The following is a 20986-nucleotide window of genomic DNA, read 5'->3' as shown; positions in this document are numbered from 1 at the left end:
AGGGCCGACCTGCCGTCTCACATAAATAGCGCCAAGCTGCGCAGCCGCTGTCTCGTCTACCGCGCCCGCGCATGACAGCCCTATAAACCGAGGGTAAACTAGCTGCCTGCGGCTGCCGACCAGCGCCCAGCTTACCCCTTGATATCTACCTCTGCCGGAGTCACCGGCCAGGACTCCAGCATGATTCGCATAAACGAGCTGCAATTACCTCTTGATCACCCCACCGACGCCCTGCGCCCGGCCATTGTTGCGCGCCTGAAGATAACGGATGCGCAGCTTGTGGATTTCACCGTATTCAAACGCAGCTACGACGCGCGCAAGAAGAACAGCGAAATCACCTTCGTCTATATCATCGACGTGACGCTGGACAACGAAGCACCCGTGCTCGAACGCTTTGCCGATGATCGCAACGTTCGCCCGGCCCCCGATACCGCGTATTACCCGGTTGCCCAGGCGCCTGAGGGCTTGACCGAACGCCCGCTGATTATCGGCTTTGGTCCTTGTGGCCTGTTTGCTGCGCTGACATTGGCGCAGATGGGCTTCAAGCCTATCGTACTGGAGCGGGGTAAGGATGTACGCAAGCGCACCAAGGACACCTGGGCGTTATGGCGCAACAAGGTGTTATCGCCAGAATCCAACGTGCAGTTTGGTGAAGGCGGCGCTGGGCTGTTCTCCGACGGCAAGCTCTACAGCCAGATAAAAGACCCCAAGTTCTATGGTCGCAAGGTGATGCATGAGTTTGTCCGCGCTGGCGCGCCAGAAGAAATCATGTTCGTCAGCAAACCGCATATCGGCACCTTCCGTCTGACCGGCGTGGTATCGAGCATGCGCGAAGAGATCAAGGCGCTGGGTGGTGAGGTCCGCTTTGAAAGTCGGGTGACCGACTTTCTTCTCGAGGACGGGCGTATTGAAGGCGTGCAACTCGATAACGGCGAAGAAATCCGCAGCCGTTATGTGGTGCTTGCGCTGGGGCACAGCGCGCGCGATAGCTTCCGCAAGCTGCACGAGCGCGGCGTCTATGTTGAAGCCAAGCCCTTTGCCGTGGGCTTTCGCATCGAACATCCGCAATCGCTGATCGATAAGGCGCGACTGGGCAAATACGCAGGCCACCCGGAACTGGGTGCGGCGGATTACAAATTGGTGCACCACGCCAAAAACGGCCGTGCGGTCTACAGCTTCTGCATGTGCCCTGGCGGCATGGTGGTCGCGGCCACCTCAGAGCCTGGCCGCGTAGTCACCAATGGTATGAGCCAGTATTCGCGCAACGAACGTAATGCCAATGCCGGTATTGTGGTCGGCATTCATCCGGAAAAGGACTTCCCCGGCAGCCCGCTGGCGGGGGTTGAGTTACAGGAGCAGCTCGAATCTCGCGCCTATGAACTCGGTGGCAGTGACTACTGTGCGCCCGGTCAGTTGGTGGGCGACTTTATTCGCGGTAAAGCGTCAAGCAGCCTCGGCGAGGTACAGCCCTCGTATCAGCCTGGCGTGCTGCTCGGCGATCTGGCACAGGCACTGCCGGGCTACGCGATTGACGCCATCCGTGAAGCCTTGCCGGCCTTCGGCAAACAGATTCGCGGCTTCGACCGCCATGACGCGGTACTCACCGGGATCGAAACCCGCACCTCTTCACCGGTGCGCATCAAGCGCAACAACCTCTCCCTGCAAAGCCTCAACACCCGCGGTCTGTACCCCGCAGGTGAGGGTGCCGGCTACGCTGGCGGCATCCTCTCGGCCGGCGTGGACGGCATCAAGGTTGCTGAAGCACTGGCCATGGCCATGTTGGCGGACCTGCAGAGCGAGACCAGCTAAAGCCACCGCGCGCGTCGTGCTTTTCTATACTTAGATTAGGTTTGCCGCACTACTTTTTTTCACAACGTAAAAACAAACAAAGAGGGCGCCCAATGGGCGCCCTCTTTGTTATTTCCGGTAGTGCCAGTCAGCTTACTTCTTGCTGCTGGTGAACTCCGGATAGGCTTCCATACCGCACTCGGAGATATCGACGCCTTCGTACTCTTCTTCTTCGCTGACGCGCAGGCCCATCACCAGTTTGATGACGCTCCATACGATCAGGCTGGAGATGAATACCCAGAGGAAGATAACGACGATGCCCAGCAACTGCGCTTTCAGAGAAGCGTCGCCGTTGGTCAGGCAGACAGCCAGCAGACCCCAGATACCCACTACACCGTGGACCGAGATAGCACCGACCGGATCATCAATCTTCAGCTTGTCCAGAGCCAGGACAGAGAAGACCACGATCACACCACCAACTGCACCGATCAGCGTCGCTTGCAGACCACCGGGTGTCAGCGGCTCAGCTGTAATGGCAACCAGACCAGCCAGCGCGCCGTTCAGAGCCATGGTCAAGTCAGCCTTGCCGAACAGGATGCGAGCTACAACCAGACCGGCAATCAAACCACCAGCAGCCGCTGCGTTCGTGTTCAGGAAGATTTGAGCAACCGCGTTGGCGTCAGCAATGTTGGACACAACCAGCTGCGAACCACCGTTGAAGCCGAACCAGCCCAACCACAGGATGAACATACCCAGGGTAGCCAGCGGCAGGTTCGATCCAGGGATGGCACTGATCTGACCGTTAGCGCCGTACTTGCCCTTACGAGCGCCCAGCAGCAGAACACCGGCCAGTGCTGCAGTAGCACCCGTCAAGTGAACGACACCGGAGCCAGCGAAGTCGAGGAAGCCAGCCGCATTCAGGAAGCCACCGCCCCATTTCCAGAAGCCCTGGATTGGGTAGATGAAGCCCGTCATGATCACGGCGAAGACCAGGAACGCGAACAACTTCATGCGCTCGGCTACCGCACCAGACACGATCGACATGGCTGTAGCGACAAAGACCACCTGGAAGAAGAAGTCAGCCGCAACCGAGTAATACGGTGCGTCGTCGCCACCGGCGAGTACGTCTTCAACTGAGTTTTCAGCACCGATCAGTACACCAAAGCTTGGGAAAATGCCGCCTTCCGGGCTGGAGTACATGATGTGGTAGCCGATCAACAGATACATGGTGCACGCGATAGCGTACAAGGCCACGTTCTTGGTGAGGATTTCGGTGGTGTTCTTGGCGCGGACGAGACCGGCTTCGAGCATGGCAAAACCTGCTGCCATCCACATAACCAGCGCGCCGCAGACCAGAAAGTAGAATGTATCAAGTGCGTACTTGATTTGTACGATGTCTTCCATTTTATTAAGCCCCCCATGTAGGCTTTTTTACTGCATTCTGTGAAAGAACGTGCCTTAGATGGCGTCGGTGTCAGTTTCGCCAGTACGGATACGAATGGCCTGCTCGAGGTTCACCACAAAGATTTTGCCGTCGCCGATCTTGCCGGTGTTGGCCGCCTTGGTGATGGATTCGATAACGCGATCGAGCATGTCGTCGCCGATGGCTACGTCAATTTTCACCTTGGGCAGAAAATCAACAACGTACTCTGCACCGCGGTATAGCTCGGTGTGACCCTTCTGCCGGCCAAAACCTTTGACCTCAGTCACAGTGATGCCCTGCACACCAATCTCGGACAAGGCTTCACGCACATCGTCGAGTTTGAAGGGCTTGATTACAGCCGTTACTAGTTTCATTTTGATACTCCCGTGGAAATGGACTGCCCTGGGGGACAGGACAAGTCTATGCCGAGTTAGAGGCTTTTAGAAACGGACAATACAAAAGCGCTGTCGCAGTAGTCAGAATCACCAGCAAAGCCGGCACATTCACCCGAGCTCATATCTTTATCGGCGTATGGCAAGTCCGTGGCGCTCAGAGCGATGGCCGTCATAGCCAAGGTCAAACGCTTCATTGTTATGCTCCCTGATGTGATTCATCACTGTCCTGGCTGCGAATTGATGCTGCGTCCTGAATCAGGCTTGCGCACCGCCGTCAGCTGAGGCAAACATTGCAGAAAGCCTGCCAATTTTTGTTTTTTCTTAAAAATCATAAACATAAGAAAAAACGAACACTAAACAGCCATCCTGAGAGCCCTGCCATGCACCAGTCTAGTGCACATGCATGGTGCGCGCGCGCATTCAGCGCACAATGAGAGCGCGCGTTTCGATCTGCTCCAACTCGGTGCTACACTGCGGGGCAATAACGGGCTCAGACCCACCCCATAGCCACTACTACCGCAGGTAAACGGGATGCTGCATAAACTTGTGATTGATGCTGTCAGCAGCCAGGCAAGCAAGCTGCTGATGAGTGAAAAGGGGTTACCCGCTCCTGACGTAGAAAAACACCTCAAGGCCATGCTGCAAAGCGCCCTGAGCAAGCTGGATGTCGTCAGTCGCGACGAGTTCGATACCCAACAGGTCGTACTGATGCGCACCCGCGAACGGCTCGAAGCGCTGGAAGCCAGAGTTGCGGCCATGGAAGAAAAAAACACCTGAACCTACCCCACGCCTGATCCCGGCTGTATCAGGCAACGCGCTTTTGTGATCAAGGAGTGATCATGTCACTGGCGATAGTCAACAGCCGCGCCCGCCTGGGTATCCAGGCCCCCCCCGTCAGCGTTGAAGTCCACCTGGCCAACGGCATGCCCAGTCTCACCCTGGTTGGCCTCCCGGAAACCGCCGTACGTGAAAGCAAAGATCGCGTACGCAGTGCCCTGCAAAACGCTCAGCTGGACTTTCCCAGCCTGAAACGCATCACTATCAATCTCGCTCCCGCGGATCTACCCAAAGAAGGCGGACGTTTCGATCTGGCCATTGCGCTGGGCTTACTGGCGGCCAGCGGGCAGATACCGGCAGACCGCCTGACCGATTGCGAATGTATTGGCGAGCTGGCGCTGTCCGGCGAGCTGCGCCCGGTGCAGGGCGTACTGCCGGTTGCATTGGCCTGCCGCGACGCAGGCAGAACCTTGATCTTGCCGCGCGCCAACGCGGCTGAGGCCGCCCTGGTGAAAGGGGTTGAGCTGATTGCCGCAGATCACTTGCTGGCCCTGTGCGAGCACCTGCGCAATGAACGTGAATTACCGCCGCTTAGCGCAGCGCCCGCAACGCCAGCGGCCAAGGTTGCCGAGCTGGCCGAGGTGCAGGGTCAGCAACAAGCCAAGCGCGCGCTAATAGTCGCCGCCAGCGGTGGGCACAACCTCCTGCTGTTTGGACCTCCCGGCACCGGCAAGACACTACTCGCCAGCCGGCTACCGGGCATACTACCGCCCCTGCAGGAGCAGGAAGCGCTGGAGGTCGCGGCCATCCAATCGGTATGTGATCGCACACCTTTAACCTGCTGGCCGGGCCGCCCTTTTCGAGCGCCTCACCATGGTGCGTCGGCGGCAGCACTGGTGGGCGGCGGCAGTCAGCCGCGTCCGGGCGAGATTAGCCAGGCGCATAACGGTGTGCTCTTTCTTGATGAGCTGCCGGAGTTTGATCGCAAGGTACTGGAGATGCTGCGCGAACCGATGGAATCCGGCTGTATCCACATCGCACGCGCCCGCGAGCAGCTCACCTTTCCCGCACGCTTTCAATTGATTGCCGCAATGAACCCCTGCCCCTGTGGCTTTCAGGGCGACCCTAGTGGACGCTGCCGCTGCACGCCCGAGCAAGTCCAGCGCTATCGCGGCAAATTGTCCGGGCCTTTGCTTGATCGCATCGACCTGCATCTGGCCATGCATAATGAGCCATTCTCACTCAGCACTGAACACCGCCTGAGTGAGCCCAGCACCGCCACAGCAGCGGCGCAAGTCAGAACCGCGCGGCAGTGCCAGGCGGTCCGCCAGCAAGGGCTTAACGCGCACCTGGGGATTGAGGGGCTGCGCAACTTCTGTGCGCTCGCCGAGGCGGATGCCAACTGGCTTGAGCAGGCCATCGTGCGCTTGGGGCTATCACGCCGTGCCAGCCACCGCACACTGAAGGTAGCCCGCACCATTGCTGATCTGGCCGGCAGCGAGCAGATCGCACGGGCGCATCTGGCGGAGGCGCTGCAGTACCGGCAGCTCGATCGGCAGCAGACCTAGTAGTCAGCAGGACCTGAAATACAGCGAGGAAGAAAATCAACTGAATAGAACTGGCAGGATCCAGGTGATGCACTATAGTGAATCGCAGTGGGGCGGCGTCGATTTTGTAACCTTTGGCGCCAGCAAAGTCGATAGTCGCCTCGCCATTAGCTTACAGGGACCAAGCCGCCATCAGCTGAAAAACGGTGTCACCTTTTCGCCAGCCTTCAGCGCTTCATCACGCCCCATGCTATAGGCATCCATAAAGTAGCAAAGCTCATCGAAGGCCAATGCCGGGCTAATAAAAAAGCCCTGTACCTGCTCACAGCCCAGACTGCGTAAAACTTCCAGCTGATCGCGATGCTCTACCCCTTCGGCAACCACTTCCAGCCCCAGGCTGTGGCCCATATCAATCATGGCACCGACCAGTTGCCGGTCTGCGGTTCGCTCAGCAATGCCTTTAACAAAGCTGCGATCGATTTTTAACAGGCTGATGGGCAGGCTGTGCAAATGGACGAAAGACGAGAAGCCGGTACCAAAGTCATCCAGAGAAAAGCGCACACCCAGACCGTTCATGCCATCCATCGTCATCAGCACCTGCTCGGGCTGCTGCATAACGGCGGTCTCCGTTAGCTCAAACTCAAGCCAATGCGGATCTATGCCCGTGCGCTCAAGCAAACGCTCCACGGTCGACAGCAAACGACTGTCCTGAAACTGACGAAAAGACATGTTTACGGCAACATGAACCGGCGGCGTGCCCATCTTTTGCAGTCGCGCCAGGTCGTGACAGGCGCGAGCAATGACCCAGTAACCCATGGGCACAATAAGTCCGGTTTCCTCTGCCAGCGGGATAAACTCATTCGGTCCCAGCAAGCCACGCTCAGGATGCCGCCAACGAATCAAGCCTTCCAATCCCACGATATTGCCAGAGCTCAACTCCACTCGCGGCTGATAATGCAGCTCAAACTCACCGCGCCTCAAGGCCTGCCGCAAGCTCGATTCAAACTCAATCAGGCTATTGGCCTGCAGGTTGATGCGCTCGTCATAGAAGTGGAAATTGCACCCGCGCTGGCCCTTCGCCTGCAGCATCGCCAGATTGGCATGCAGCAACAAGGTATCCAGCGTCTGGCCCGCCTCGGGATAGGTTGCTATTCCCACACTACAGCCCAACAACAAACCCTCGCGGTTCACCGTAAAGGGCTCGGCCATGGTATTGATGATTTTCTGCGCGATATGCAGGAGATTGCTGGCGGTCTCGTACTCTTCCACCACCAATGCAAACTCATCACTCCCCACGCGGCCAATGGTATCGGTATTGCGCAACACACCGCGCAGACGAGTAAACACCTCGCGCATAATGTCGTCGCCAGCGTTATGGCCCAGGGTATCGTTAACGTGGCGGAAGTTGTCGAGGTCGATGCAGAGAACGGCCAACGGTTGATTGGTTCGCAGCGCTCGCCGCATCCCCTGCTTGAGACGATCTTGGAACATCTGACGATTGCAGGCGCCGGTCAGAGCATCAAAACTGGCGGCATGATCCAGAGCGGAGCGCAATTTATGCAGCTCAATCGCATACTGAAAACAGCGGATAATTTCACTGCTACTGGACTGATCCCACAGCACATCGTACTGATCACTGGTGGTGGTGTAGCTGAAAGCGGGCTCGGCAGACAAATGGATAACAGGCACACCGCAGTTCGCCAATAACGTCAGATTCTCCGCGCGGGCGAGCACAGCCTGCACCTCGCCGCGATCGATCTGTATTTGCAGATCGTGCCAGCTTTCCTGACGTTCCAACTGGAACCCGCTGTTTTTGACAGCAGAGAGCCGCCGACACAGCTGCACAAAGGCCCCATGGTCAGTATCCAGTAGCACAATTCGCTGCGTTGGACTTTCAGCGTTCAACTAGCGATCCCCCAAGGATCAGGAAAACCTGAGTCAATCAGCACCGACTCCCAGCGTCAGCACCACCCCAAACCACTGCTATCTATATGATTTATTTAGGGTCTTACTTATGCATGACGACTTTTCGCGCCTTTACATAACCAATTCAGAACACCCCAAATGACAAGTTTCTTTTAAATTTAAGCATATACAACGCTTTTGTAATGCCACTTATAGCGAAATTAAACCGATTAACCAAGTCTAGCGTTTGGCTATTACCGAGGCAGTTGAGCAAAAACTGCTACTATTGCCCACCCCCAGAGCAGGAGAACTCGACCAGTGGCAAGTCTAAACCCCCGTCAACAGGAAGCTGTCGAGTACATCAGCGGTCCACTGCTGGTGCTGGCTGGCGCGGGTAGCGGCAAAACCAGTGTGATCACGCGCAAGATTGCCTACCTGGTCAAAGAGTGCGGCATTCGCGCGCAACATATTATCGCCGTCACCTTTACCAACAAGGCCGCGCGCGAGATGAAGGCCAGAGTCGGCCAGTTGATCAAGGGCCCCGATGCTCGCGGCCTGACCGTCTCTACTTTCCATAATCTGGGCCTGAACATCATCCGTAAGGAGCACAAGCGCCTCGGGTATAAGCCGGGCTTCTCAATCTTCGATCAACAGGATGCCCTGGCCCTGATTACCGATCTTATGCATCGCGACTACGGGGCAGACGACGGTATTGATGGCATTCAGAACAAAATTTCCTCTTGGAAAAACGATCTCATCCTGCCCGATGAAGCACTAGCGCTAGCCAAGACCCCTCAGGATCAGACTGCCGCCAGCGTTTATATGCATTATCAGCGCACCCTCAAGGCGTATAACGCCGTCGACTTTGACGACCTGATCCTGATTCCAGTGGTGCTGTTTCGAGACAATCCCGACATTCTGGAAAAATGGCAGTTCCGTATCCGCTACATGCTGGTTGACGAGTATCAGGACACCAACGCCAGCCAGTATCTGCTGGTCAAGATGCTGGTTGGCACCGAGGCGCGCTTTACCGTGGTAGGCGATGACGACCAGTCAATCTATGCCTGGCGGGGCGCCAGACCGGAAAACCTCGCGCAGTTGAAAGACGACTTTCCGATTCTCAAGGTTGTGATGCTGGAGCAAAACTACCGCTCTACCAGCCGTATTCTGCGCGCAGCCAATACCCTGATTGCCAACAACCCGCACGTGTTCGAGAAGCAGCTATGGAGCGAGCTGGGCTATGGTGAGCCACTGCGCGTCATCCGCTGCCGCAACGAGGAAGCGGAAGCCGAGCGAGTGGCGGTCGAGATTCAAAACCAGCACTTGCAGCACAAGCGTGCCTGGCGTGACTTTGCCATCCTGTATCGCGGCAACCATCAGGCGCGCCTGATCGAACTCAAACTGCAGCATCACCAGGTGCCCTACCACCTGTCCGGCGGCACCAGCTTCTTCGCCCGACAGGAAGTGAAGGATCTGATGTCCTACTTTCGCCTGCTGGTGAACCAGGATGACGATAATGCGCTGCTGCGGGTAATCAACGTACCGCGCCGCGAAATAGGCCCGGCTACGCTGGAAAAGCTCGGGACCTACGCCAACGAGCGGCAGGTCAGCATGTATCAAGCCTGCACCGAAACCGGCCTGAGCGAACGCCTGGATAACCGCTATGCAGAAAAGCTGCAGCGCTTTATCCACTGGATGGATGGCGTGCGCATGAAGTGCAGCAAGGAAGACCCGATCGAAGCCATACGCCAGATGGTATTGGACCTGGATTACGAAAATTGGATTCGCCAGAACTGCTCAAGCGACGAGATCGCCGCCAAGCGCATGGGCAACGTCTGGTTTTTGCTCGACGCGCTGAAAAGCATCGTGGAGAAGGACGAGAGCGGCGAAACCACCATCGAGGACGCCATCGCCAAACTGGTGTTGCGTGACATGCTCGAACGTCAGGAAGAGGAAGAGGACAACGACCGCGTGCAGCTGATGACCCTGCACGCCTCCAAAGGGCTTGAGTATCCACACGTATTTATCACCGGCATGGAAGAAGAAATCCTTCCGCACCGCTCCAGCATCGAGGCCGACAGCGTAGAAGAGGAGCGCCGGCTGGCTTATGTTGGCATTACCCGAGCGCGTAAAACCCTGACCTTTACCTTTGCCGCCAAACGCCGTCAATTCGGTGAAGTCTTCGACTGCCTGCCAAGCCGCTTTCTCGAAGAAATACCCTCAGAAGATCTTGAATGGGAAGGCACAGAAGAGGCCCCCGCCGAGGAAAAGCAGGCACGTGGCAAAGCCGCCCTGTCCAACCTGCGCGGCCTGCTCAACCGCTGAGCAACAGCACAACGAAAAACGCCCCGCATCTGCGGGGCGTTTTTATTCGGCTACTGAAATCAGAGGCCGGACATATGCTGGATCGCGTTCAGGATCTCTTCATCCGAGCAATCAGCACAGGTGCCTTTAGGCGGCATGGAGTTCAAGCCATTAACCGCCGACTGAACCAGCAGGCCCATATCGCCGCCGTGCGAATCCAGACGCGCCTGCCAGGCCGCGCTGTCTCCAGTCTTGGGAGCACCCAGTACGCCGCTGCTATGGCAGGCCGTGCAGTATTTGCCATAAAGCTCTTCACCTGTACGTGGACCACCGCCAGCAGCCGCGCCACCGCCAGCCACTTCTTCCGCGCAGGGATCACCAACCAGGCAGACCGAGCCAAAGGGCTTCAGACGATCGGCGATGGCCTCTTCGTTGGCCGTTGCAGCAAAGGCATTACCGGCAACTACTACCAGCATGGCCGCCGAGGCCAGCAGAATTTTTCTCAAAGTCATCACCTTATGCATCCTCATCATAGCTATAAGAGTCGTGCCCAAGTACTTTGCCCGGACAATGAGCGCGAGTATACCGGGAAACTGGCAGGCGACAAAATAGCCAATACCCACAACGCATGCTAAACAGCGCGGCGAATCCGCGCACAAACATGGACGCAAGGGAGTTCAGTGAGTATCATTGCGGCGCTGAAACTCGGACACGACAGCCGTCGAGACCACCGAACTTCACCGCCACGCACCCGTAGCTCAGCTGGATAGAGTACCGCCCTCCGAAGGCAATACTCACCCTCTTGTGCCACGGTGCGGCTAAAGGTCAAAATGACCTAGTATTACCTATATGCACCCGTAGCTCAGCTGGATAGAGTACCGCCCTCCGAAGGCGGGGGTCACTGGTTCGAATCCAGTCGGGTGCACCATCTCTTTATAAATCAGCAGCTTACATATCCTCTAAATCGACAAATTCACAAGCCGATACCTGCCCCAATCAGCTAGCACTCAATTTCGAGTCAGACAGCTGATGAATCCCATGACATCTAGCTCAAATTACGAGCAAACCCTTTAAAATCGTCAGTGCCCAGATCGTGCCCAAATCGCGCCCACTAGGTTTTGGTGAATAATGCGTGAGCAACTTATCTGAGTACTGCCTCAGGTGGGGCGCACAGGCATCCTGCAAGCATTAGTAAATGTCGATGGCACGCTGCGCCTTTGATACTCATAACCGAGCAGTAGATTTTGGCTGATAGCTGTCCTTCACCACCGGCCGGTATCGGCCAAAAGCGGCAGTTCTTCAGCCATGGCTAACAATCTCTCGTAGCCTTCAAGAGACTCCTACTACTCGACAGAAATTTCTGTCGTCCCATGTTGGCGAAACTACGATTGCTGTTAAATATCCGTATTTCACCGATCATGAGCAGCTCGGATATGCACTCCCAACCTTAGTTAAGACTCACATCATGTAGTGTTTTTTGTTTACGTTTTTACTATATATTGATTTATCGTGCAGATAGTCGTAGCCTTATACCTTATATGTAAACCGCATAAGCACTTATGCAACGCACCAACAAGCTATCTAAATTGAGGAGCCGCGCATGCCGTCAGTGCAAAAATCATTTGAAGATTTTCATAGCGCCATCCGTTTCGAGGAGGATGATGAAAAGGCGACGCTCCGTGAGAAGCGCAATACCATCGTGACTGCGCTGAGAGATAAGCTCGGCGACGACGTGCCGCCATTCGCCCAATTCAATCAGGGCAGTTACTCCATGCACACGGGTGTAGTGCCGCTGGATGGTAACTTTGACATTGACGTCGGCCTAATTTTCGACTGTGATAAGGATGAATACTCCGACCCATTGGAACTTAAGAAGAAGGTCCGGGACGCTGCAAATTCGAACTTTCGCACCGTAGTCATCCGTAGGCCGTGCGTAACCGTCAACTATATGAGCGATGGTGAGATTGCATACCACGTTGACTTGGTCGTCTACACCAAGGGTGATGACGGTAAGCTCTACCTTGCGAAAGGCAAGGAGAACTCGGCCGAAGAGCATCGCATTTGGGAGGTCTCCGACCCGAAGGAGCTGACCAAACGAGTCTGCAGTGCATTTGATGACTCAAGCAAGCTGGCGCAGTACCGCCGTTGCATCCGATACCTTAAACGCTGGCGGAATTTCCAGTTCCAGGGTTCCGGCGCACCTTTGAGCATCGCTCTCACAGTGGCTGCACTTCAATGGTTCAAGCCCAACTTTGCCATATCCGGAAAGCCGGTCGACTTGCTGGCAATGCTTGATTGGGTCAATACGATGCTTGGCCAGTTTACCGACGAATACCGTGACGACGATGGCCTACACCCGCGTTTGAAGATCTTCCTGCCGGTGGCACCGTATTCCGACCTGATGGCAATGCGAACTGCCACGCAGATGAAGAACTTCGAAGAGAAGCTCGAGGCACTACGCGATGCGCTGCAAAAAGCGTATGACGAAGACCTTCCTGAAGATGCCTGCAAACATTTGAAAAAACAGTTCGGCGACGACTTCAAGGTTCCTGAGAAGTCGGAGACAGCTAAGGCGGTCTCTCCTGCGGTAATCAGCACCGGGAACTCTGCATGACGGAGTCCTCCATCGAGGCGGCTGTCCCCTCGAAGGTAGATGACGCGCATGAGGCCATCAAGGCTATTTGCGGCGTGCATGGCATCAAGGTTATTCGCCTAGACAACTCAGCACCGAATTGCTTGGGCGTTGAGCTCACCGGAGCAACTCGCTCTTGGCCGGTGTACGTCGATTGTGATGAGGAGCAGTTGCGTCTGCCGAAGGTTTGGACTCTGCCCCCGAAAGAGCCGCTCGGACATGTTAGCTATAACGGTATAGTTTGCATCGACGACGGCCAGGGTCTGTCGCTCGATCCTAACCGTCGCGCTGACATTGTGGCGTACACAGTGCTCAAGGCATATTACCTACTCGAAAACTCGTCAGCCGACGCAGGTACTGGCCACGCTCAGTTCTTTAACGAGCTGGAGGGCTATTGGCTGCACCTGCCGGGTTCACTACGATCCCGCGCTTACTTTGAGGTCGACGGCGCCTCGCGCATGGTCAAGGGTTTCGTAGATTCGAAACTTGGCAAACCGAAGTGGTACTTCGTGGAGCGAGACGCTGAGTTGCCGTGGGAAGTGCGTAGCAAAAAGCTCGCGGGGCAAAGGGCCTTGTACATTCACGTCGACTCGCTAGCATTGCCGCCCACGTTGCCTGACATACTGACGACCGGTTTTATCGAAGATGTTCATCAGCGCTTGTCGCCCAGCCAATTAAAGCTATGGGGTGAGCTCTTCGGTCCGTCTAAGAACGCACCCAAGCGTTTAGCACTGCTGGTTTCTGTCCCTCGCCAAGCCGGTGGTCGATCATTGGTAGGTGTTACCTTCGGAGCGCACCGCGGAATAGTTGACGAGAAATCACTAATCACACCATTAACCATGCGTCGACATACTTCCCTCTATATGCGCGAGCGAGGTGGAGCGTCTCTGGACCTTCTCGATAAGCACGTGGTGGTGTTGGGTGCAGGAGCCATTGGCTGTGTCGTAGTCGATACCCTTGCGGCTGCGGGCGTGGGCAAGATCACGGTGGTAGACCACGACGAGTATTCAGAAGACAACGTCTTTCGGCACCTTCTTGAGCCTCTATACATTGATATTAGCAAGCCAGTTGGCCTGCAGATGACGTTGGAGCGGCGTTACCCGGGACTAAATATCATTCCGGTCAGTACTACAGCACAAAACTGGCTTAAAACTGCGAATCTCGGCAAATATGACGGCATCGTTATCGCGTTCGGCGCACCGTCAATCGAGCGATCAGTTTCGCGGGTGCTCAAGGACAAGCGTTTTGACCTGCCTATCGTCTTTACTTGGCTGGAGGCCATGGATTTAGGAGGGCACTCGGTATTGGTGTGGGCTAAAGGTGAAGGCTGCCTAGACTGTACCTATCGTGACGATGAGGGGATGCCTTCCCTATTGTCTAGCACATCCTTTCTGGAACCGAGCCAAGCCGTCACACGCAATCTCACTGGCTGTGCCGGTGCTTTCGTTCCTTTCGGCCCGATCCAGGCAAGGCGCACAGGATTGTTGGCAACTGAACACATCCTTTCGGCCATTACTGCGGTAGCTGCTGGCTATCAAGACCGAGATCCTTCGTATCGCTTCTGGGTAGGAGAGGGCCGGGCAGCTGCCCAGCATGGACTCCGCACAACACCTTGGTTTCAAGCCGCACGCACAACTCTATCTGAGGATGCGACCCGACAGGTGTTCGGTCGCGCTTGCCGCCACTGTCGTGTGTCAGAAGTGTCGGCATGAGGCTGGTTTACCGCGTCACGCCTACCCGGCGACTCATCATCGTCGAGCACGCTTTACTGCAGATGCAAGCGTTCGCGCAGCGACGCTGGAGGCACTGCGAGGCAGGCGGAGTTCTGCTAGGGCGCCACCTGCTGGACTCACACGACGTGGTCGTCGACGAGGTGACCACGCCGCAGAGCAGTGACCGCCGCCGCAGGTTCAGCTTCTTTAGGTCGTCCACACACGAGCACATTGCTCGCCAGCGTTGGCTAGAGCAGGGGCACACATCGGCATACCTCGGACTATGGCACACACACCCCGAGCACGACCCAACGCCAAGCAGTATTGACCGACGTGACTGGGAACAGGCCGTGTCCGGTGATACGTTTGAAGGCGATCGCCTGTTTTTTCCCATCATCGGCACACGCAGCATCCGTATTTGGACACTGAGCCGCCGAGGCACGTTTAGAGAGTTGAAGCTGGAGAAGAAGAAGATTGGTAGCGAACAAAACAATGCCAACCGCTAACGCGAGGGTAAAAGCGTCTGCTAAGACGAACGGAACTCGAACCCAGGACCGCGCTCGGATTCCGGTCGATGTGCGCCGAGACCTTTGGGTGGCGGCTGCCGGTCGCTGCGAATTCAGGGGCTGCTGCAAGGCGGTGGGGCGCGACTTCTTGACCAAGGAAAGGGTCTTCACGGGCGAACACGCGCACATCATAGCTGATAGTCCTGGAGGCCCACGGGGCGTCAAGGGCGAGTCGGAGCGCTTAGCCAAGGACGTCAACAACCTGATGCTAGCGTGCTATGAGTGCCACACTCGTATAGACCGGCATGGAAGAAACAACAAATTCACCACGCCGCAGTTACAAGCCATGAAACGCGAACATGAAGCTCGCATCGAACGTATCTACTCAGCCACCGGTGTGGTGGAGAGTTTGCCGTTGCTGATGACGTTCCCCATTGGCCCGCACGTAACCAACATCGACGTCGAGCAGATTCACTTTGCGTTACTGGAGAACAGCGACTTTAAGCTGTTTCCTCAGGGCAGCCACATACACATCAATCGCAGCGACTTCGATTTCCAAGACAACGACCCTGACTTCTGGCCTCTTGCAGAGAAAGCGCTGACCGATCAATACGTCCGACGTATTCAGCCGGCGCTCGTCGCCCGTAACGGGGACGCTCACTTAACTATTGCGGGATTTGCGCCGATACCGATGCTGATGAAGCTTGGCGCTCTGATTGGGGACAAGACCCGTGCTAACGTGCTGGACCTGCCCAACGACGGCTGGCTATGGGACAAGTGCGAGACCTGCCCTGAGCCCAGCTACAACTATGACGTGCCAAAAGCGCTACCGCGCGAGGTGTCAGTGGTTGTCAGTATTTCGGGGATTGTCGCATTTCCAGTCGGCCATGAGTTCGTCGAGTTCCGCGCTGAACTGCCTAACCGCGGCATTATACGCAAAGAAACACACCTACTGAATTTTCGCCGTGAATTCGATTCCTTCCTTCTGCGACTCACAGGTGCGGGTGCTCGTGTGGTGCACCTATATCCCGCGACACCGTTATCGGCGAGCATCGAGATTGGTCGCATGTTGCTACCGAAGACGTTTGAGGAAATTTATGTTTGGGAGTGGCAGGCGCCCGAATGGAAGCGAGCATTGCAGTTAAAGTAGAAAACCAGTGATACGTATGCTATGCGATGAGTTTGCCGGGTGGCTACACTGGCCGAACCCACCCAGAGGGTGACGTTGACCTGCACAAGCGTCTCAACATAGTAATCGACCGGTTTAGAGAGATGTCGCAAGATAAAATATACGCTACCGACGATTAGGTGCGCGGCTTCCATATCCTTCAGAGCGCAGCCTTTGAAAAGTCAGGCGAGCTAGGCTCGATGTTTCCAGGGCTCGTCAAGATTACCACGCCTATCTCAAGGAGCTCAGAGAACCTCATGGCTACAAGTTCAAGAATACGGGTAATGCTATCCAGTCGCTGTAACGACCTCTTTTCATCAAAGGAAGAGAAGACTCTCTCTGAAATAAGACGTTCGCTTAAAAAGGAAATTGAAGCTCAGCGTCTATTTGATCTCAAACCATTTAAGGTCTGGATTAACGAGGATGCGGAGGCTCTGGACCATTCAGAGGACAGCTGGGATGTATGTCTAAAGCAGGTTCGTGATTGCGACATCCTGATTGTGCTGTACAACGGCAACGCGGGCTGGGCTAAAACCGGGGAGGATGTTGGTATTTGTCATGCTGAGTATGCTGAGGCGCTTAAGGTGTCTCCGGGTAAGGTGAGGCTGATAGAGCTGCCTTCATGTGCTACCAGCGACGACCCTGCGCAGGAATCGCGCAACCGCCGGTTTGCAAAGTTCAAAGATACCGCTTCTGGGTTTCGGGGCGGATTAGTGAAAGACATTGCCGCGCTCCACACAGAGGTTTCTAAAGCCTTGTTTGATGCAGTCCTGACTCAGACTCGTCGAGGCGGTGAAGCGGCCAAAGGTGGAAGATTCGATATGGGCGCAGCTCTCGAATGGAGCCGCCTTGATTTTGCTGGACGCATTGTTGCAATGGAGGGCGAGGTCTACTCTGCACTCCTCGGACGCAACGAACCCGATACAAAAAGTGAGTCGTTGCTCATTCAGATTGCCGGCAAGACAATCTTAGCAAAGGCTCATGCAGTTCCAGCCGCATTCAGCGTACCTGCCGCCCGCGAGCCTATGGGCCGTCCGCATCTCCGAGACCATATGGATATGACCGAACTCGATAGTGCAGGCGGCCCCATCCACTTTGTCGCCTGTCACCGTACCGTAACAGAGACCCAAGCAACAAACCTGCTGGGATTTCCCGATGCAACTGTCATCAGCAGTCCCTTCGGTGTGTACGTCGCAGATAACGTTCAAAAAATGCAATATGTCTTCTTAGCAAATTGTCGTGACCCAGATCAGACGAGGCTGGCAGTACAGCGATTCTGGAACTGGTCAGAGCAATCTGGAGAAAGCCAATATTTGGCAGAGAGGGCATTGGCTCGAGCAAGAATAGTAATGGCTATTGCGCAAGAGCAGGAACGTTCTGCATAACCAAATCAATACCAACAGGGAAGGGATTATGACTACTTTATTGCTGGGACCAGTTCTGTCATTTCGCGGTGTATCAGAAACAGCCAGTTGGAAAGTAAGTGCGCTGATCGGCATCAAAAAACAGGCAGCCCAGCCTGATCTCAAGCTCAATGGAAAAAGCGTTCAAGCGCCGATCGTGCTCTTGGAGCACGATGGCATCGTTTACCTTCGGTATGACCTTTCCTGCAAGCAGACCAACGAAGAGCGAAAAGTCGAATACACCATCGATGGCGTTGAAGAGCGGTGGCACTTCACCGTGCCGGGCAAAGGCTACGCTCCGCGTATGGCCTACGTCTCGTGCAATGGTTTTTCTGATCCAAGCGGTATCCGAAAGCTTGTTAAATCTGAGAACGAGGTCTGGGGTGATCTTCTTTGCAATCATGACAAAGCCGTTCGCCCTGAAAGCTATCAACTAGACAAAGAGCAGCTTTGGCACGAGCACCGCACGCATGACAAAGAGCTTCAGCGGTTTCATCTCTTATTGATGGGCGGTGATCAAATTTATTTTGATTCGATTTGGGAAGATATCAAGCAGCTAAAAAAATGGATTGGCCTGCCGCGGTCTGAACAATTACGTTATCCCGTAAACAAGAAGTTGAAGCAAGAGATCGAGTCCTACTACATCAAACTCTATAGCTCTCGCTGGCTACCCAAGGAACGTAGTCCGTGGGGCGCGAAGAAAAAGTCACGTGATGCCTCCGATTCCATGGCACGCATGCCGACAGTAATGATGTGGGATGATCATGACATCTTCGATGGATGGGGCTCGTATAGCGCGGAGATGCAGCAAAGCCCATTATTTAAGACCTTGTTCTATCACGCCCGTCGCGCTTTTTGGGTATTCCAGATGCAGCATGATGCAGGCCGTCTCCCCGAGCTTAAAACTCGCAGCGACGTGAGTGCCAAAACCGATACTCCCCTATACGAACCTATCGTTTGGTCTGAAGTGCTAGGCTCAGATAAGCTGGCGTTACCGTTGCTCGATAAGCAGCCAGGTTTTACCTTCGCCCATGCAGTGGGGCCAGTACGGTTGGTTGTGGCAGATCTGCGAACGGAGCGCTCCCACGAGCAAGTAATGGGCCCTCATACTTGGGACTCGCTAAAAGCGTATCTTGGTGCGGTCGAAAGGAATGACCGTAAGCACCCGGGGGCGGGATGCCAGCATCTATTGTTTATGTCCTCCGTCCCTGTGGTCCACCCCAAGCTTTCACTCGCCGAGGCATTTTTGGACAGTTTTGGCTCAGACCACGTACTGGACAGTAGTGCAGATGATTTAAAAGACCACTGGACCCACAACGATCATGAGGGAGAGCGTAAGAGGCTTATTGATACTCTGATCAATACCGCCAGGAAAAACGAGCTGCGAGTTACGATAGTGTCTGGTGACGTGCATGTCGCCGCCTGGGGAGTTACCTTCCGAAAGGATGTAGGGCCTAAAGAGAACTGGGCACAAATTCAGCAGCTCACCTCCACTGCGATCGTACATCCATCTCTCGTGTCTGTACCGGAGCGCCTTTTCTTCCACGTACTCAATACCGTAGCGAAGAGCGAGCAGGAGATTGACGTGAACTTGAGCTCAAAAATGATGTTATTTCCTGGCTCCAACCGATACGTCATGGCTGCACGCAACTGGCTCGCTCTTGAGCTTGATATGGGCTCAGCAGATAGTTCAGGCGCAAAGCTGTGGGCGACGTGGCGTTGTGAATCGAAGGAGTCGTTTACTAACCACCTCCTCGCAGTGGATGCAGAGAACTCGCCTCAATATGCTCCCGATGAGACGAAGAGCTGATGCTCATAGACTGTTTGGGCTTGTGAACTAATTCAGCCTATCTCGAAAGTGCTAGCTTCCGTCTGCTTTTGCCCAAAGCGGACCCCTGAGACGTTCAAGTTCATACCGGAATTCAACCTGCGGATATGAGCTATTTGCCCCTGACGTGATTAGGTCCTCCCTGCTACACTGCCCTCAGAATCCCGTTTCCGGGAAAGAACATGCTTAGGAGGAGCTGTGGCCGAAACAGTGAACGTTGGCGAGATCGCAGAGAAGCTTTCGTGCGATATATTCAGCAGTTTTTTCTGGCAGATGAAAGAAAAATGGAACGAGAATTTTTCTTGTCATTGTCCTACCCATCTGGGAGCAGACGGCAAGCCGAAAACACATCATCCCGGCGACGCCATTTTCTACTATGAGGATCCTTACTTAGGTAGCACGATTTACCTGCATACCGATCTCAAGGCTTACAAGAAAGAAACTATTGGCAAAACCAAATTGCGCGACGCATTCAAATCTCTAGCAATTGCGGTTGAATGCGCAAGAGATTCGGATTCATGGCGCACCACATTTGCGGTCACAGATTGTGAAAACTACGAAGTCCGGGGCCTACTTTTCGTCCATAATCACGATCATGGTTACGCCAAGCCATTTTACGATCTCATCGAAAAAATCGGTTTCGATTCTATTCCTATTCCGCAAGATGTGTATCTTCACTATCTTGGCCCACGTGACATAAATCGGTTCTTCACCATTGCCAATGACATCATTCGGTTGACTGCTCTTAAAAAAATGAGTGGCGAATACACTTTTTATTACCCCGACTTGGTACTACGTCGCCGCCAAGGCGATGTTTGGGGGCAGCCAGCAACGATTGAAGCGCTCACGAGTCCATATCTAATTGTGCAGCACAAAGGTACTGAGAAAGTCGGCCCCGGGTACGTCGTCTATTACAACCGTCCGGGCGCTTCACACACGGAATTTGAATATTTTTTAGATAGTCTTTCAAGGTATCAGATGTTGGAGTCTGGGAAGTCGGTCCAGATTCGAGTTACCTCGCCCGCTGCCGATGCCGATATAGTCGCGAACTTCAAAATAGCCAAGGAGAGATATGTAAAGGCTTGGGGTTTCGATCCTATTAGAGAAGCTGTGCTTAACCAAGTAAGCTTTGACGCGGTAACGGCTGTAACTGACTCATACAACCCAGGTTGGATGGGGTGGCGAAATTGAAAAAAAGAACTTTCGGACCAGCAATGTATTACGCGTCAGATAAAAACGTCTTTGATGCACTTAATCAGTATCGTGTGGATAGCGCAACATTAGCAAACCTATTTGAGCGCCGGAATATAATCGTTTCCAAAAAGACTGCACGCGATGACCTGGCAGAGTATTTCTCGCGCCTTCCTCACGACTTTTATGATCATAAGACAATCTCCGAAAAGCTTGGCGTCGTGCCACGAAGGGAGCGAACCACATCTATGAATCTTGTCGGGAAAATTGATCCTGATGATGACCTTTCCCCTGAATTAGCACCACTGGTTCGATGAGATTCCTTACGTTACGCCGCCCTTCGAGCGTACTCAACTGGCGACAAGTAGTTTAGTGAGCTGTGCGGTCTAACATAGTTGTAATGTTGC

Annotated in this window: 17 protein-coding genes and 1 tRNA gene; 13 read left to right on the top strand and 5 right to left on the bottom strand. The window is 54.7% G+C overall.

The genetic code is table 11. The annotated features are described in order from the left end of the window. Positions 1-180: 180 nt before the first annotated feature. Positions 181-1809, top strand: coding sequence for an NAD(P)/FAD-dependent oxidoreductase (locus H4J77_RS14435; protein ID WP_123891246.1), 1629 nt, complete (start codon positions 181-183; stop codon positions 1807-1809). A 132-nt stretch (positions 1810-1941) separates the two neighbouring features. On the opposite strand, the gene H4J77_RS14430 is transcribed toward H4J77_RS14435, so the two are convergent. From H4J77_RS14430 to H4J77_RS14420, 3 genes are read right to left on the bottom strand one after another with little or no spacing between them, the layout of a single operon-like run. Further along, the gene (locus H4J77_RS14430; RefSeq protein WP_123891245.1) at positions 1942-3192 is read right to left on the bottom strand and encodes an ammonium transporter; all 1251 of its coding nucleotides are present in this window, start codon (positions 3190-3192) and stop codon (positions 1942-1944) included. Between the two features lie 54 nt (positions 3193-3246). Beyond that, a complete protein-coding gene (gene glnK, locus H4J77_RS14425) occupies positions 3247-3585 on the bottom strand; it encodes a P-II family nitrogen regulator (RefSeq protein ID WP_092286485.1) in 339 nt (112 codons plus the stop codon). Between the two features lie 56 nt (positions 3586-3641). Continuing rightward, positions 3642-3800 (bottom strand): hypothetical protein, encoded by a 159-nt coding sequence (locus H4J77_RS14420; RefSeq protein ID WP_158611316.1) that lies wholly within the window; start codon positions 3798-3800, stop codon positions 3642-3644. A 337-nt stretch (positions 3801-4137) separates the two neighbouring features. Between H4J77_RS14420 and H4J77_RS14415 the strand changes: the two genes are divergently transcribed. Next, positions 4138-4383, top strand: a complete 246-nt coding sequence (locus H4J77_RS14415; RefSeq protein ID WP_123891244.1) for an accessory factor UbiK family protein — start codon at positions 4138-4140, stop codon at positions 4381-4383. Between the two features lie 62 nt (positions 4384-4445). Further along, entirely contained in the window at positions 4446-5951 is a 1506-nt protein-coding gene (locus H4J77_RS14410) for a YifB family Mg chelatase-like AAA ATPase (RefSeq protein WP_123891243.1), read from the top strand. A 171-nt stretch (positions 5952-6122) separates the two neighbouring features. Here H4J77_RS14410 and H4J77_RS14405 read toward each other — a convergent pair whose 3' ends face one another. Then, on the bottom strand, positions 6123-7835 hold the full coding sequence (locus H4J77_RS14405; protein ID WP_123891242.1) for a bifunctional diguanylate cyclase/phosphodiesterase: 1713 nt from the start codon (positions 7833-7835) through the stop codon (positions 6123-6125). 318 nt (positions 7836-8153) lie between these two features. On the opposite strand from H4J77_RS14405, the gene rep reads away from it, so the two are divergent. Next, the gene (gene rep, locus H4J77_RS14400) at positions 8154-10160 is read left to right on the top strand and encodes a DNA helicase Rep (protein ID WP_123891241.1); all 2007 of its coding nucleotides are present in this window, start codon (positions 8154-8156) and stop codon (positions 10158-10160) included. A 59-nt stretch (positions 10161-10219) separates the two neighbouring features. Here the strand turns inward: rep and H4J77_RS14395 are convergent, their stop codons facing one another. After that, positions 10220-10651, bottom strand: a complete 432-nt coding sequence (locus H4J77_RS14395) for a c-type cytochrome (protein WP_259364870.1) — start codon at positions 10649-10651, stop codon at positions 10220-10222. Positions 10652-10990: 339 nt separating this feature from the next. Between H4J77_RS14395 and H4J77_RS14390 the strand changes: the two genes are divergently transcribed. From H4J77_RS14390 to H4J77_RS14350, 9 genes are all read left to right on the top strand, one after another. Further along, positions 10991-11067: transfer RNA gene (locus H4J77_RS14390), tRNA-Arg, on the top strand. Positions 11068-11739: 672 nt separating this feature from the next. After that, the gene (locus tag H4J77_RS14385; RefSeq protein ID WP_182249119.1) at positions 11740-12753 is read left to right on the top strand and encodes a nucleotidyltransferase; all 1014 of its coding nucleotides are present in this window, start codon (positions 11740-11742) and stop codon (positions 12751-12753) included. Further along, positions 12750-14483, top strand: coding sequence for a ThiF family adenylyltransferase (locus H4J77_RS14380; protein ID WP_182249117.1), 1734 nt, complete (start codon positions 12750-12752; stop codon positions 14481-14483). Before H4J77_RS14385 ends, H4J77_RS14380 begins: the two co-directional genes overlap by 4 nt. Then, complete coding sequence (locus H4J77_RS14375) at positions 14480-14989, top strand: Mov34/MPN/PAD-1 family protein (protein ID WP_182249115.1); 510 nt, start codon at positions 14480-14482, stop codon at positions 14987-14989. The genes H4J77_RS14380 and H4J77_RS14375 overlap by 4 nt, the downstream gene beginning before the upstream one ends. A gap of 346 nt (positions 14990-15335) precedes the next feature. Further along, a complete protein-coding gene (locus H4J77_RS14370) occupies positions 15336-16139 on the top strand; it encodes an SAVED domain-containing protein (protein WP_182249113.1) in 804 nt (267 codons plus the stop codon). A gap of 275 nt (positions 16140-16414) precedes the next feature. Then, positions 16415-17542 carry a DUF4062 domain-containing protein gene (locus tag H4J77_RS14365; RefSeq protein WP_182249111.1) on the top strand — a complete coding sequence of 376 codons (1128 nt, stop codon included), beginning with the start codon at positions 16415-16417 and terminating at the stop codon, positions 17540-17542. Between the two features lie 28 nt (positions 17543-17570). Next, positions 17571-19370: an alkaline phosphatase family protein gene (locus tag H4J77_RS14360; protein WP_182249109.1), complete on the top strand. Its 1800-nt coding sequence runs from the start codon at positions 17571-17573 to the stop codon at positions 19368-19370. A gap of 216 nt (positions 19371-19586) precedes the next feature. Continuing rightward, the gene (locus H4J77_RS14355; protein WP_182249107.1) at positions 19587-20579 is read left to right on the top strand and encodes a hypothetical protein; all 993 of its coding nucleotides are present in this window, start codon (positions 19587-19589) and stop codon (positions 20577-20579) included. Further along, positions 20567-20896 (top strand): hypothetical protein, encoded by a 330-nt coding sequence (locus H4J77_RS14350; RefSeq protein ID WP_182249105.1) that lies wholly within the window; start codon positions 20567-20569, stop codon positions 20894-20896. The genes H4J77_RS14355 and H4J77_RS14350 overlap by 13 nt, the downstream gene beginning before the upstream one ends. Positions 20897-20986 lie beyond the last annotated feature (90 nt).

The sequence above is a fragment of the Pseudomonas sp. 5Ae-yellow genome, assembly GCF_014077575.1.
Lineage (GTDB): Bacteria > Pseudomonadota > Gammaproteobacteria > Pseudomonadales > Pseudomonadaceae > Halopseudomonas > Halopseudomonas neustonica.
The sequence above is the reverse complement of the archived record's forward strand: the minus strand, read 5'-3'. Positions and strand labels throughout refer to the sequence as shown.

Excerpts from the sequence above, each read along its gene's own strand:
- H4J77_RS14435 (WP_123891246.1), top strand. The coding sequence starts at position 181 with ATGATTCGCATAAACGAGCTGCAATTACCTCTTGATCACCCCACCGAC.
- H4J77_RS14430 (WP_123891245.1), bottom strand. The coding sequence starts at position 3,192 with ATGGAAGACATCGTACAAATCAAGTACGCACTTGATACATTCTACTTT.
- glnK (WP_092286485.1), bottom strand. The coding sequence starts at position 3,585 with ATGAAACTAGTAACGGCTGTAATCAAGCCCTTCAAACTCGACGATGTG.
- H4J77_RS14420 (WP_158611316.1), bottom strand. The coding sequence starts at position 3,800 with ATGAAGCGTTTGACCTTGGCTATGACGGCCATCGCTCTGAGCGCCACG.
- H4J77_RS14415 (WP_123891244.1), top strand. The coding sequence starts at position 4,138 with ATGCTGCATAAACTTGTGATTGATGCTGTCAGCAGCCAGGCAAGCAAG.
- H4J77_RS14410 (WP_123891243.1), top strand. The coding sequence starts at position 4,446 with ATGTCACTGGCGATAGTCAACAGCCGCGCCCGCCTGGGTATCCAGGCC.
- H4J77_RS14395 (WP_259364870.1), bottom strand. The coding sequence starts at position 10,651 with ATGACTTTGAGAAAAATTCTGCTGGCCTCGGCGGCCATGCTGGTAGTA.
- H4J77_RS14385 (WP_182249119.1), top strand. The coding sequence starts at position 11,740 with ATGCCGTCAGTGCAAAAATCATTTGAAGATTTTCATAGCGCCATCCGT.
- H4J77_RS14380 (WP_182249117.1), top strand. The coding sequence starts at position 12,750 with ATGACGGAGTCCTCCATCGAGGCGGCTGTCCCCTCGAAGGTAGATGAC.
- H4J77_RS14375 (WP_182249115.1), top strand. The coding sequence starts at position 14,480 with ATGAGGCTGGTTTACCGCGTCACGCCTACCCGGCGACTCATCATCGTC.
- H4J77_RS14370 (WP_182249113.1), top strand. The coding sequence starts at position 15,336 with ATGAAACGCGAACATGAAGCTCGCATCGAACGTATCTACTCAGCCACC.
- H4J77_RS14365 (WP_182249111.1), top strand. The coding sequence starts at position 16,415 with ATGGCTACAAGTTCAAGAATACGGGTAATGCTATCCAGTCGCTGTAAC.
- H4J77_RS14360 (WP_182249109.1), top strand. The coding sequence starts at position 17,571 with ATGACTACTTTATTGCTGGGACCAGTTCTGTCATTTCGCGGTGTATCA.